The following is a 12,448-nucleotide window of genomic DNA, read 5'->3' as shown; positions in this document are numbered from 1 at the left end:
CGCCCCCGACCACCGCGCCGCTGATATCACCTCAGAGATAGGAGCTCGGGCCGCCCGTGCTCCATGGTGGTCGTCAACCGCCCGCCCAACACAACGCGTCCCGAACGCCTCCCGTCGACCACCCACCTCTCTCCGGAGGCTGCCGTGTCCCGATGCCCCACCGACAACCACGACTTCAAGGCGACGCTGTGCGCCAAGCGCGTCAACGGCGTCATCCACGCCTGGACGAAGGCGAGTTGGGACGGCACCGGCCGGTTCGTGGACCGGACCGGACTTCTGGACGCCGCCCGCTTCCGCCTGGAGATCAAGAAGTCGGTGAGTGGCACGGACCCCGTCGTGAAGTCCGCGAACTCGTACGGCACCACCTGCAGGTCCGAGCACGGCAACACCGCCGGCAAGGGCTACCGGACCACTTCGTTCAGCGCTTCGCCAGTCGTCTGAAGCGCTGATCTCTTACTCCTGACTCCCGGCCGGGGGCGACCATACGGGGGTCGGCCGGGGACCGAGGCGAGCCGTGTCAGCGGCTCGACCGCGCGCATCCCATCCGCGCGGACCTCGGTCGGGCGGGGAGTCGTACCTCCCTTACGGCTCCCCGCAACTCCCACGGCCCGGACGCAACGCACCGCGTCCGGGCCGTGGTGATCTCCCGCCCGGAGCGGACGCGGCACCGTGCGCCCCGCTCCGGTCACTTCGTTTCCTCTGCTCGGGAGCCCTGATGGCCCTGTTCTGCGCCGCGTTCGAGGTGTCCACCCGCACCTCGGCCGGCCCTCGCGTCACGGCCGGGCCCGGCACCGCGGCGGTCGTGGCCCCGGACGACGACTGCGGCTACGCGACGGCCCTGCTCCGCCAGGGCCGGCAGCCCGTGGCCGTCCACCCCGTGCCGCGCCCGATCCCGTCCGTCCACGCCGTACGGGCGGACGGACCCTACGTGCGTACGGTCGAGCACCGCGGCTCGCTGCGGCAGACGGTCAAGGCGTTGCGCGCCCTGGACGTGTCCGCCGTCGTCGCCGGAAGCGCGGCGGGCATCGAGCTGGCCGAGCGGATCGCCTGGCACCTTGGCGTGCCGGGCAGCGATCCCGGCGCCGCGCCGCTGCGCCGGGACCACGGTGTGCAGGCCGCCGCGCTGGCCCGGGCAGGTGTCCCCGCCCTGCGCGGCGTACGCACCACGAGCCTGGCCGAGGCCCTGCGCTGGGCGGCGGAACACCCGCTGGGCGACTACCTCCTGGCTCCGGCCGCGGCCGGAGTGCCCGTCGAGGCGGTGGTGTGCTCGCACGCGTCCGGGATCGGCTCCGCCTGGCCCGCCATGCGCCGGGCGGTCGCCCGCCACTCCGACGACCACCACCTGGTCCTGTCCGAGCGTCCGCCCGGCCGCGAGTTCGTCGTCAACACCGTCACCCGGATCGGCCTGGACGGACTGCCGGAGCACACCGTCACCGACCTGTGGGCGCGGACCCACACGCCCGACGGACTCCCGGCCCGCACCGACCTCCTCGACCGGCACGCACTGCTCACCCGGGCCCTGACGCGGTACACGCTGCGCGTGCTCGACACGCTCGGGGTGGTGTGCGGCCCGGTCTCCAGTCGCGTCGCCTTCGGCGCGGGCCGGACGCCCGTCCTGGTGGGCGCGCTGGCCGTGCCCGGAGCGTCGCTGGCCGACGACGCGCTGCGGGCGGCCACCGGACGCGACCGTTTCGCCGACGCCCTGGACGCGGTGCTCGCCCCCGCTCCGGGCCGACCCGTCCCCGCACCGACCGGCCGGCACGTCGTACGGGTCCACTTCCGCCCGCGCGCCGGCGGGGTCGATCCGTCGCTGGGGCGCGTTCTGCGCGGGCTGCCCACCGTCGTCGCGGTGAGCACCGGTCTGCGGGCCGGGGCTTCGGCCACCGACACGCCGATCGGTGCCGAGGTGGTGCTCAGCGGCGGCGAGCCCCGGGCCGTCGAGGCGGACTACCGCGTGCTCCGTGCCCTGGAACGCGAGGGCCTCTTCCCGGCGGACCGGCCGTGACCCGGCAGGAAGCCCCCTTCCCTCTCCGCCCTCCCCCTTTTGTCCCCCGTCCCCCGTCCCGTCGTCGGAGAGGCACCCATGACCACGTCCACACCGCCGTCCTGGTCCGCCGCCGGCCTCGACCACGCCCTCGCCAGGAGCCGCGCCGAGCAACGGGCCGCGCTCGGGCTCTACTTGCCCGTCGGCTACCCCACCCGCGCGGCCGGTCTGGACGCCCTGCACCTGATGGCCAAGCACGCCGACGTACTGCAGCTGGGCGTTCCGCACACCGACCCGGTGCTCGACGGCCCGGTGATCCGGCGGGCCGCCGCGCAGGCCCTCGACGCGGGCTTCCGTATGCGCGACCTGTTCGACGCCGCGACCGAGCTGACCGCCGCCGGTACCACTGCGGTGCTGGCCATGTCGTACTGGAAACCGATCGAGGTCTACGGGCCCCGCGCCTTCGCGGAGGAACTGGCGGCCGCCGGTGTGTCGGGCGTGCTCGTCCCCGATCTCCCCGAGACCGAGACCGAGACCGGCACCGGCACCGGCACCGCGGCCTCGACCTGGCAGCGGGCCGCCCGCGCGGCGGGTCTGCACACCAGCACCCTGATCCCGCCGCGCGCCTCCGACGCGCACCTGGCCGCGCTCGGCTCCGTCACCAGCGGTCTGATCCACGTCCCCGCCACACCCGGGTTGACCGGCGCCCGGCGCCCGCTCAGTCCCTACCTGCCGCACCTGGTACGGCGGGTGCGCACCCTCACCGGCCTGCCCGTGGCGGTCGGCATCGGCATCGGCACCCCCGACCAGGCCGCGCAGGCCTCCGCCTACGCCGACTCCGTGATCGTCGGATCCGCCGTGATCCGCCGGATGCACGCCCAGCCCGGAGCGGCGGCCGTCACCGCCGCCGAGGCCGCCCGCGACTTCGCGGAGGGCGTCCGCCGCGCCCGGCCGCCCGCGACCTGACCCCGCCTCACCTCTCAACGCTGCTGCGCAGGCGGCGCCGCCGGATCCGTCAATGGCGGGCGGGCACCGCCGAGCGGGGTGGTCACGTGGAGCGCCACGGTCAACGGCCGGATTCCGCTGAGGCGTTGCTCTCCCGGGTCTTCGTCGATCGGGGGCCAGATCGTGATCAGGTCCCGCTCCATGAGCGTCTCCGCCGCCTGGACGCGCCAGCGGACGGTGCGGTCGCTGACGTGGAGCCGGCTTCCGGCCGCGTCGGAGTCGAATTCGGCGAGCACCCAGGCACGTACGGTCTGCAGGAGGTCGCGGCTGTCCGTCGCCAGGGGGCGCAGGAACTTCTCGGCCCAGGCCCGGACGGGGGCCACGCCGAGGACGTCGTCGAGCGAGACCTGGCGGTACGGCGACGGGTCGGCGCCGTGGGTGGCGACGATCTGGATCGCCAGGGAGACGACGATGCGGTCGAGGGTGCGTTCGGGGACGAAGCCGAGATCGGCGAAGACCTTCGCGACGCGGCGCTGGAGCGTGTTGCGGTGGATCCGGATGATGCGGGACGCCTTGGTGGTCTTGAACTCCAGGGCCATGGCCACGGAACTGAGGATCTGCATACCGCCGGTCGCGGTCAGGACGGGGTCCAGCACCCTGCTCGCCCAGGCCCGGGCGAGATCGGCCGGGAGGATATCGGCGAGACCGAGCACCTTCGTCCTGTTCACGATCATCTTCTCGGCCCGGTACTCGGTGCGGCCGAGCGCTTCCAGCGCCTCCGAGTAGGCGGCTCCCACGTTCGCCATCGGGTAACGGCTGCTGCCGCCGACGCTGACCCGGGCGCCGTCGAAAGTGGTGAGAAGCCGGCCGATGTCCTGCTCGGGGTCATGCCCGGAGTTCACGGGAACGATGCTGATGATGTGCTCGGGGTAGGCGGGACAGCGGACCGGGAGCGCGGTGTCGCCGAGGTCCTTCTCCACCTCCGCGAGGACCCGGTCGCGGTGTGCGGAGCCGCAGTTGATGATGAAGACCCGCGCCTCTTCGCTGTCCAGCAGGCCCGGCGACACTCCGGCCATGACGCGCTGGGCGTCGGTGACATGACCGGTCATCAGGAGCTGGAACACCGACAGCCGGATCTCGGTGAGGGCCTGTCGGAAGTCCGGCTCGCCGATCCGTCCCGACGGTGCCAGCGCCAGGGCGAGCGCGTTCGCCGCATGGACGACGAGTGCTCGTTCGCTGTGCCCGAAGGGGTCCTTGAGCGCGACCGCGAGGAATTGCTCGCTGTCTCCGATGGATTCGACACGGGCGAACAGACCGGCGGGGGTGGTGAGTTGCCGGCGGTCCGGGTTCGTCAGCACGGAGGCCAGGGCGATCGGTGCCGTCGCCGGAGCCGCCGCGAGGATCTCCCCGCGTGAGCCGATGACGACCTCCGCCGCGAGTTCCCGCGAGAGCAGGTCGGCAATGCTCTGGACCATGTCGGCGGCGGGTGCGCGGAGTTGGTCGAAGAGTGAGCTGAGCCGGGCGACGTGCTGATGGACGGCGGCGGCGCTCATCTCGGTGACCAGGCCGGCCAGGTTGGTCTTCCACTGGTGCAGCGTCCGGTTGGAGGCCAGCAGCGGCACCTTGTAGTGAGCGGCGCCGGCCCGGACCGCGTTCAGGGAGTCGTCGTCGGGGAGCGCGCTGGTGACGACCAGGCCGGCCGCGTGACGGGAAGCGAGGGTGGAGAACAGGCGATCAGTGTCCCCCAGAAAACCGATATCGGAGGCTATTAACACCCTCTGGATATTCTCCCCTATCCAGTCGGTATCGGACAGAAGGCGTACGGACTGGACCTCTCGGTCGGCGATACCGCCGGAACATGCGCCAAGCCCGAGCTCCGGTATGTTCACAAGCTGCCGAAGGCCGATCATCGAGGCAAACACCACCCTTTCTCTATAACACCCTACCGGGCGTATTCATCCCGCTACGACGAGTCCGCACACCTTGTTCGTCTTCTTGTTCGTCTTCGAGCCCATGCTCCTGCGGAGGAGAGAAGAAAACGCCGACATGGGCGGGGCAATGCATGAATGGGCCGTGCTTGCCGGCGACGGTGGAAATCGGGGCACTGAGATCCCACAGCGCGTCGACAGCATTCTCGATCGCGGCCTCCGCGATCGAGGTGGCCAGACCCGGAGCCGGGCAATGGTGAATTCCGGCCGACCACGCGAGATGGCTGCGATCCAGCGCGTCGCCCCGTCCCGGGCGCCCGGGGTCCAGCCCGGTGGCCGCGTGACTGATCAGGACCGGCACTCCCTGGGGGACCCGCACACCGTGCACGGTCTTGGGCCGGCGTGCGTAGTGCACCGAGGAGTTCGCCACCGGGCAGCGCGCGGACAGGGTCTCGTTCAGGGCGGTGCGCAGGGTCACCGCGCCGCCGACCAACTGGCTCGCGTAGGCGGGCTCGGTCAGCAGGGCGTGCAGGGTGGATCCGATCCAGGCGGCAGTGGGCGCGGCGCCCAGGACGATCAGCGACGCGAGCTGGCCGACCGTCTCCTCCTCGCTGAGGGCGGCGGGATGGGCCAGCAGGAACGACGTCAGATCCGTACCCGGGGTCTTCTTCTTCGTCCGGATCGTGTCCCGGAGAATGTCGGCGAGGTCGGTCCAGCCCAGCGTGGCGTCGGGTTCCGCGGCGGTGAGGGCGTGCACCGCGTCGCGCAGGGAGTCGGCTGTCTCGGGTGGGCAGCCCAGCAGTTCGGTGAAGGCGAGGGCGACGACCGGCTCCGCGTACTCCCGCATCAGGTCCGCGTGGCCGCGGGCGGCGAAGCGCTGGATGAGCATGCGGGAGTCCCGTTGCACGCGGGCCCGTGTCTCGTGCGCGTCGATCCCGGCGAGGCACTCCTCCAGCGCCCGCCGCAAGCGCTCGTGGACGCGACCCTCGGCACGCTGGACGCCGGGAATGACCATGTACGCGAGTTCGGCGGGGATGCGGTTGTCCGCGACCGCGCTCCAGTGCGCCGGGTCCCTGCTGAAGTCGGGGTCGGCGAGGAGTGCGCGGGCGGTGGTCCAGCTCGTGACCACCAGGGCGTGCACGCCCTCGGCGATCTCGGCCCAGGCCACCGGTCCGGCGGCCCGCAACCGGTCGTAGGCCTCGTGCGGGCGCTCGCGGAAGTCGTCGCCGAACAGCCGCGGTACGGGGTGATAGGTGTTCATGTCACGCTCCTCATCGGCCGGAGGATGTCCGCGACCAGGGCGATCAGGCCGGTCTTCGCGGATTCGAGATGACGTGCGTCGAGGTGCACGACGGGCCGGTCCGGCGGCAGGGACAGCGCGTCGCGCAGCACCGCCTCGTCGTAGAGCGGTGCTCCCGCGAACGTGTTGACGGCGATGGCGTAGGGGACGTCGGCCTCTTCGAGGAGTCCGATCGACTCGAAGGACTCCTCGATGCGGCGGGTGTCGACGAGAACGAGACCGCCCAGAGCGCCGTCGAGAAGAGAGCGGATCATGTCCGCGAATCTCGGCTGCCCCGGCGCACCGAAGAGGTAGACGACGATCCCGCCACCGAGAGTGCGCCTGCCGAAATCCAAAGCGACGGTCGTCGTCGATTTGGTGGCGACATTCAATTCGTCGACCACTTGACCCGCCCGGGTCAGGCGCTCTTCCGTACGCAGCGGCGCGATTTCCGAGATCGCGCCGATATAGCTGGTTTTCCCGACCCCGAACGGCCCGAGGACGACAATTTTCACCGACCGCATTCCGGCCGGCAGATAGGGAGCACTAAAGGCGTTCGAGACCATGGAGGACTCTTTCGAGGAATTCGGCCTCGTGACGCTGTGCCACGGGAACGAAGGGATCGGCTGCCAGCAGATGGCCGCTCGCCACCAACTCGGCGACCAGGGTGCGGACGACGCCTCCCGGCAGGTACAGATGCGCGGCGACGTCCGCCACGGAGAGCACACCCGGCGCGCACAGCGCCATGACCCGCTGGGCCTGGGCCCGTAACCCCCGGCCCTTCGCCTCGGAATCGACCGACAGCAGAGTGGCCAGATCCACGTGGACGCCCGCCGGTGCGGGGTCCGCGCCGATGACCGTGTGGGAGCGGACGACACCGCGACGGGAGTGACCCGCGGCGGAGACCGGGCTCATGCCCGGTGCGGTTGGCGATCCCTGGACGCCAGGAACGGCTCCAGTGCCTTGGTCAGCTTCAAGGCCTTCGACAGCGCGAGCTGGGTGTTCGGGTGGACCACACCGCCCTCGACCGCGAGGGCGAGCCCGCTGTTGTGGCCGGCCGCCAGCACCAGGACGGTGTGCGTGCCGAAGTCGATCGTCTGCACGCGGGACATGGGAAGCATGCCCGGGGCCACATGACAGAACTCCGCGAAGTTGCGCTGGAGGGAGTACAGGCCGGCGACCACGGCGCAGGACCGCTCGATCGCCTCGCGGCCGAGGCCGTCGGCGCAGGCCAGGGGCAGCCCGTCGGACGAGAAGAGCACGGCGGAGACCACGCCTTCCCCCAGCAGGCCGTTGAGTTGGGGGCTCAAGTCGGCCGTGTCGGCCGTCGCGTGCTGGAACGCGGTCATTCCTGCGGTCACCCTTCCGTGGTGTGTTCGGTGCCGAATCCCTCGGCCAGGATGTGACTGAGCTGTTCGAACCCCTTGGCGAGTGCCACTGCCTCGGGGTCGCTGATCGCGTGCTGTCGAGGTGCCGTGTCCTGGGGCCGGGCACGGCGCGGCTGCCGCTTGGGCAGGGAATGGGCCTGCGCCGGACCCGGGCCGGCCGCGGCCTGCGAGGACGGCACGGCCGGAGCGTCGTGCACGGGATCCGGGGTCGGCCGCCCGTGCCCACCGGAGCTCCACTGCGGAGCCGGGATCGTCTCCGCGCCCGCTGCCGGGACCATCGCCGTATCCGCCGCCGGGAACGTCTCCGTACCCGCCGCCGGGAACGTCGGAGGCGGTACGGTCCGCAGCTGGGCGGCCGACGGCGCCGCCCCCGTGCGGCGGGCGGGACCGTCCTCGTCCGCTTCCGCGGCCAGGCGTTCCGCCGGGATCAGCAGATCCGCGCGGACGCCGCCCGAGGCGGACGGCGACAGTGTCACGCGCAGGTTGTACTGGTGGATCAGCCGCCCGATGACCAGGAACCCGAGCGAGAACGGCTCGGCGAGCGCGGTCACATCCGCACCGCCCGAGGCCAACGCGCGCTCCGCCCGCTCCAGTTGCAGCGGACTCATACCCAGGCCGCTGTCCTCCACCGTGATGCGGATACCGGCCCGCACCCGCTGCACATACGTGGAGGCCTTCTCCCCCGAGTAGGACGTGGCGTTGTCGAGCAGCTCCGTCAGCGCCACGATCACCGGTTCGACGATCAGCCCCTCGACCAGTACGTCGTCGGTCGCGGACTGGAAGGCGTACTCGACGGCGTCGAGGTGCGGGATCTGCCCGCGGGCGCTCTCGATGATCTCCAGGACGGAGCAGTTCGCACGCTGCACGCCGGGCCAGGAGTTGGCGAGGATCCGCAGACGCTGCACGGTGTGGCCGGCCAGGGTGACCGCGTGGTCGATCCTCGCCAGCGCCTGCGGGGTGGTGCTGCCCGCGCCCTGGTCCTCATCGGCGTCGAGCGCCGCGTCGATGTCCCGCTGCGCCCGCGTCAGCGCGGCCTGGATCTCCTCCGCGGCCACCCGCACACCGGCACCGGCCGCGTCCTCGGCCTGCCGCCGCACATCCGCCGCGGTCTGCCGTAACAGCGTGTCGAGTACGGCGAGATATCCCGCGATCTCCGAGCCCTCCAGGGAGCCGTGCCGCAGCCCCGGCTCGTGCCGCACCGGGACACCGCGGATCTCCTGGACCGCGGCGGGCAGGCGCCGCTCCACGAAGTGCTCGACCTCCCCGATCACCTGCTGCGCGTACTGCCAGTTGCCGGAGGCGTCCGCACGGGCCTGGTCGAGCTGATGCTGCCACTGGGCGCGGAGCTCGGCCGTCGCGGCCGTCCCGGCGTTGTTGCGCAACTCGGCGTCCCGCTGGGCGACTTCGGCCTCCCGCAGCCGGGTCCGGGCAGTCGTCAGACGCTGTACTGCTCGTCGCCGGCCCGGAAGCTGCGCCACCCACGTCGCCAGCGCCGCCGCCACAGCACCGGACACAGCCACGGCCGCTTCGATGAATCCGGTCACAAGGGGTGCGCCATTCTCGGGAGGGAGGGAGCGAGGGAACCGGGGACGGAGCCGGGACGGCAGCTGTGGAGTGCGGTCAGGCGGCCTCGCCCAACCCGTGCGGGAAGAACGCGAGGAACCGGCAGCCGACCGCCGAACTCGGGTAGTGCACGCTCCCGGGCCGGCCCGAGATGACCGAGCCCTTCGGCCAGGCGGCGTGACCGTCGTGGAACTCGCCGTCCAGGATGACCAGATGCTCCCACCGGTGATGCGGATCCTCACCGGCGTTGGCGCCCGGGGCCATGACGTACTCCTGGATGACGGAGGGATCGTCCGGAGTGGCTTCCTTGATCGTCTTGACGGTGATGAATTCGGTCAGGGCGGTCGCGGGCACGTCGTGTGCCGAGGTGACGCTGAAACCAGGAAGCATGCTGTTCCTTCACGTTGGTGTGCGGCCGGGGTCGGTTCCCACCGGCGGGCGGCCGACTCACGGGGCCGCCTGGCCCTGGGAACATATGAGCCGTCACGCGAGCCCCGCCAGCCCACAAGTGCACCGTTTTCACGGCTCCTCATTGCCGCGGTGCATCACGTCGATCCCTTTGTTGCCACCGTGCACCGTTGAGTCCTTCGGCATTGCCACGGTGCACCGCGGACCGTCGTTCCGGACAGCCGCGAGACGCGGTACGGGAGCGAACGGCGACGGAATGCACCCTGCCGTGGTGCATTCCGGCAACAAGGAAAAGCGGAGTGGTGCACGGCGGCAACACATGCGCCGCCAATGTGCACCGCGGCAACCGGCGGGCGGCGAAATGGTGCACCTGCGGCCTAGCGGGGCCCGTGCGACGGCTCTTAGGTTCACAGGCCCAGGCAGTTACGGGAGCGCTGAACGCGCCCTACCGATGGTGGAGTCGTCGCCCATGATCAATGTCCATGCAACGGCCGCGGTCGTCCCCGGAGCCGGAACGCCCGAGCACGCCAACGCCGGCATCTGGCAGTAAACCCGCACCGGTACCGGTCAGTTGGGCCGCACCATCAAGGAATTCACGCAAGGAATTCACTAAGGAGTGGAAGTCCGTGTCAGGACTACGCACCGCCGAGATACCCGCGGCTGCCACGCGCACCCGGCGCTGCGCCGAGTGCGCCGGCCGACTGAGCAGATACAACAAGGAGAACAGGTGCGGCGCCTGTCTCCGAAGCCGGCCGGCGACCGCACCGGAATCGCTCCGTGTGCCCGCGCGGGTCTGGGACGTGCCGGAGGTCCAATTCGCCCTGGCGGAGCGCGACTTCGGGAGACTCTGCACGCTGGTGCGAACCCTGGGGAACCTCCGCCAGGACGACATGGTCACCCTGACCGGACTGAGTCAGTCGTTCATGTCGATGCTGGAAACAGGCACCCGCCGCCTCACGAACATCGACAGAATCGTCGAACTCCTCGCCGGCCTGAACGTCCCGGTCGAACTGACCGGCTTGGTACTGCGACCACAGGCCGATCCGCAGACCGGTCACTTCCGTTCGCCCGGCCGAGTACCGCCCTCACCCATGGCCCGCGCGATGGCATCCGTGGGCCACGGAGCGGTCTCCGGTCTCCCCTGCCCGGACGGCACGCGCTAGGCGGCACGCGGTAGTCGCGGCCCTTCGGCACCGCCAACACCTCGTCCACACCGGGCAGTTGCCCGGCCCGACCGGCTCCCGTAGCCCGGCACCCGACACCCTTGCGCCAACCGGCCATCCCCGGCCGGCACCCAGCGAGCCCACCTCCTGCCGCCGGACGGCGAACCCGCGACGGCCTCCCCGGCCTTCAACCGCCTCGCCGCCCCGCCCCGCCCCACCGCCTGACCAGCGAACCTCTGCCCGGGCAGTGAAGACACCCCGCCCGCACGGCAGTTGACGATCATGGACATCGCGCCGCCCCGACCGGAGCGCCGAGGCCGGTACCTCCCGGCGCCGGAGGCCTCGGCCCCCCCGGCGCGGCCAACACCCCTTACGCAGCCGACATGTTGACTCCGTGTTAACCCGATGGAGTGGCCGCAGATATCACGGTTGACGGTGATAGCATTCCGCCGTCTGCGACCTTGATCCACTTTTGTTCAGGCCTTGAGTCTGAACGCGGTCGTCTCTCCGCGTCGACCAGTCATGCAGTCCCCCGGACGGGTTGCGGATCCCTGCAAGGCGTACTCGACGACGCCTGCATGCCACGCGCCGGGAAAGGTTTCCATGACTCAAGACGTGCTTCTTTGGTGCCTGGTTGCGATAGCGGTGATAGCCATAGCCGCAGTCGTGGCACTCATGCTCCGCAGCAGAGCCCTGGGGAGGAGGAAGACGGAGTCCGAGGCCGCGCTGGAGGCGCGGCTGCGGTACGCCCAGGGTGAACTCGACCGCGCTCAGGCCTCCTTGGTCCAGCTGCGGGACGAACAGGACGGTGTCATCCGCGAGGCGGAGCAGGCCGCCGAGGAGAACACCAAGTCGGTCCTCAAGGGCGCCGCCCGCTTCCTGCAGAGCCTCGCCGCCGAGCAGACCACGCTGCTGGACGGGGTCCAGCGCGAGTACGGCGGCCACGCGGTCCTCTCCGACCTGATGGACATCACCCACGCCAACGCCCAGATGGCCCGCAAGGCACAGGGCATCGCCGTCATGTGCGGCGCCCCGCTGGGCCGCCGCAACCAGCCCGCCAGCGTCTACGACGTGGTCCGCAGCGCCCAGAGCCAGATCCGCAACTTCCAGCGGGTCGAGATCATGCAGCCCAGCGGCATCGCCCTCAAGGCCTCCGCGGTCGCGCCGGTCGCCCTGGCCGTCGCCGAACTCCTCGACAACGCCGCCAGCTTCTCCCAGGCGGACGCCCCGATCGAGGTCACGTTCCGGCAGGCCCAGAAGAACCTGTGCATCGTCATCGACGACGCCGGCGTCGGCATGGGCGACGAGGACCGGCAGCGGGCCGGCGCGCTGCTGTCCGGCGAGGGCCTCCCCCGGCTGTCCCAGCTGGGCACCCAGCCGAAGTTCGGCTTCCCCGTCATCGGGATGATCGCCCGTCAGCACGGCTTCACGGTGGATGTCACCGGTGTCTCCCGGTACGGCGGCGTACGGGCCGTCGTCCTACTGCCCGAGGAGCTGTGGACCATGGAGGAGACCCTGCCGCCGGCCACCGAGGCCCCCGTGAGCAGCATCCGGCCGATGGAGACCGGAAGGTCGGCGCGTACCGCGGGCGGCCTGCCGAAGCGCGGGTCCCGCACCTCGCCCACCAGCATCACCAACGGCGCGGAGCAGGCACCCCGCCGAAGTGCCCGGCGCGGCTCCGGCAGCCTGGCGGCCCTGCAGCGCGGTACGCAGACCGCGCGTGACACGGCCTCCTTCGACACCCAGACGCCCGGAGGGTCCGAAAACGCATGAGTACAGGAGACCTGTCC

General features: G+C 71.2%; 12 protein-coding genes. 5 read left to right on the top strand and 7 right to left on the bottom strand.

Features of this window, described 5'->3' with window-relative positions; all coding sequences use genetic code 11:
• Nucleotides 1-144: 144 nt before the first annotated feature.
• The 3 genes from SPR02S_RS58850 (at nucleotide 145) to trpA (ending at nucleotide 2,950) form a co-directional block, all read left to right on the top strand.
• Nucleotides 145-441: a hypothetical protein gene (locus tag SPR02S_RS58850; protein ID WP_158697775.1), complete on the top strand. Its 297-nt coding sequence runs from the start codon at nucleotides 145-147 to the stop codon at nucleotides 439-441.
• A gap of 274 nt (nucleotides 442-715) precedes the next feature.
• Entirely contained in the window at nucleotides 716-2,005 is a 1,290-nt protein-coding gene (locus SPR02S_RS04460; protein WP_019055726.1) for a hypothetical protein, read from the top strand.
• 78 nt (nucleotides 2,006-2,083) lie between these two features.
• Nucleotides 2,084-2,950, top strand: coding sequence for a tryptophan synthase subunit alpha (trpA, locus tag SPR02S_RS04455; RefSeq protein WP_019055725.1), 867 nt, complete (start codon nucleotides 2,084-2,086; stop codon nucleotides 2,948-2,950).
• Nucleotides 2,951-2,964: 14 nt separating this feature from the next.
• Here the strand turns inward: trpA and SPR02S_RS04450 are convergent, their stop codons facing one another.
• From SPR02S_RS04450 to SPR02S_RS04420, 7 genes are all read right to left on the bottom strand, one after another.
• Entirely contained in the window at nucleotides 2,965-4,704 is a 1,740-nt protein-coding gene (locus tag SPR02S_RS04450) for a CdaR family protein (protein WP_019055724.1), read from the bottom strand.
• Between the two features lie 157 nt (nucleotides 4,705-4,861).
• The gene (locus tag SPR02S_RS58845; RefSeq protein WP_019055723.1) at nucleotides 4,862-6,118 is read right to left on the bottom strand and encodes a cytochrome P450 family protein; all 1,257 of its coding nucleotides are present in this window, start codon (nucleotides 6,116-6,118) and stop codon (nucleotides 4,862-4,864) included.
• Entirely contained in the window at nucleotides 6,115-6,702 is a 588-nt protein-coding gene (locus tag SPR02S_RS04440) for a GTP-binding protein (protein ID WP_026150208.1), read from the bottom strand. The genes SPR02S_RS58845 and SPR02S_RS04440 overlap by 4 nt, the downstream gene beginning before the upstream one ends.
• The gene (locus SPR02S_RS04435; RefSeq protein WP_019055721.1) at nucleotides 6,683-7,051 is read right to left on the bottom strand and encodes a DUF742 domain-containing protein; all 369 of its coding nucleotides are present in this window, start codon (nucleotides 7,049-7,051) and stop codon (nucleotides 6,683-6,685) included. The genes SPR02S_RS04440 and SPR02S_RS04435 overlap by 20 nt, the downstream gene beginning before the upstream one ends.
• Nucleotides 7,048-7,485 carry a roadblock/LC7 domain-containing protein gene (locus SPR02S_RS04430; protein WP_019055720.1) on the bottom strand — a complete coding sequence of 146 codons (438 nt, stop codon included), beginning with the start codon at nucleotides 7,483-7,485 and terminating at the stop codon, nucleotides 7,048-7,050. The genes SPR02S_RS04435 and SPR02S_RS04430 overlap by 4 nt, the downstream gene beginning before the upstream one ends.
• 8 nt (nucleotides 7,486-7,493) lie before the next feature.
• Nucleotides 7,494-9,068 (bottom strand): sensor histidine kinase, encoded by a 1,575-nt coding sequence (locus tag SPR02S_RS58840; protein ID WP_019055719.1) that lies wholly within the window; start codon nucleotides 9,066-9,068, stop codon nucleotides 7,494-7,496.
• Between the two features lie 76 nt (nucleotides 9,069-9,144).
• Complete coding sequence (locus SPR02S_RS04420) at nucleotides 9,145-9,477, bottom strand: cupin domain-containing protein (RefSeq protein ID WP_019055718.1); 333 nt, start codon at nucleotides 9,475-9,477, stop codon at nucleotides 9,145-9,147.
• Between the two features lie 644 nt (nucleotides 9,478-10,121).
• Between SPR02S_RS04420 and SPR02S_RS64300 the strand changes: the two genes are divergently transcribed.
• Both SPR02S_RS64300 and SPR02S_RS04405 read left to right on the top strand, forming a co-directional pair.
• On the top strand, nucleotides 10,122-10,658 hold the full coding sequence (locus SPR02S_RS64300) for a helix-turn-helix domain-containing protein (RefSeq protein ID WP_174447519.1): 537 nt from the start codon (nucleotides 10,122-10,124) through the stop codon (nucleotides 10,656-10,658).
• A 675-nt stretch (nucleotides 10,659-11,333) separates the two neighbouring features.
• Nucleotides 11,334-12,431 carry an ATP-binding protein gene (locus SPR02S_RS04405; protein WP_019055716.1) on the top strand — a complete coding sequence of 366 codons (1,098 nt, stop codon included), beginning with the start codon at nucleotides 11,334-11,336 and terminating at the stop codon, nucleotides 12,429-12,431.
• Nucleotides 12,432-12,448 lie beyond the last annotated feature (17 nt).

Origin of the sequence: Streptomyces prunicolor NBRC 13075, from assembly GCF_000367365.1 — a bacterium.
Lineage (GTDB): Bacteria > Actinomycetota > Actinomycetes > Streptomycetales > Streptomycetaceae > Streptomyces > Streptomyces prunicolor.
The sequence above is the reverse complement of the archived record's forward strand: the minus strand, read 5'-3'. Positions and strand labels throughout refer to the sequence as shown.

Excerpts from the sequence above, each read along its gene's own strand:
- SPR02S_RS04430 (WP_019055720.1), bottom strand. The coding sequence starts at position 7,485 with ATGACCGCGTTCCAGCACGCGACGGCCGACACGGCCGACTTGAGCCCC.
- SPR02S_RS58845 (WP_019055723.1), bottom strand. The coding sequence starts at position 6,118 with ATGAACACCTATCACCCCGTACCGCGGCTGTTCGGCGACGACTTCCGC.
- SPR02S_RS04460 (WP_019055726.1), top strand. The coding sequence starts at position 716 with ATGGCCCTGTTCTGCGCCGCGTTCGAGGTGTCCACCCGCACCTCGGCC.
- trpA (WP_019055725.1), top strand. The coding sequence starts at position 2,084 with ATGACCACGTCCACACCGCCGTCCTGGTCCGCCGCCGGCCTCGACCAC.
- SPR02S_RS04420 (WP_019055718.1), bottom strand. The coding sequence starts at position 9,477 with ATGCTTCCTGGTTTCAGCGTCACCTCGGCACACGACGTGCCCGCGACC.
- SPR02S_RS04435 (WP_019055721.1), bottom strand. The coding sequence starts at position 7,051 with ATGAGCCCGGTCTCCGCCGCGGGTCACTCCCGTCGCGGTGTCGTCCGC.
- SPR02S_RS04440 (WP_026150208.1), bottom strand. The coding sequence starts at position 6,702 with ATGGTCTCGAACGCCTTTAGTGCTCCCTATCTGCCGGCCGGAATGCGG.
- SPR02S_RS04405 (WP_019055716.1), top strand. The coding sequence starts at position 11,334 with ATGCTCCGCAGCAGAGCCCTGGGGAGGAGGAAGACGGAGTCCGAGGCC.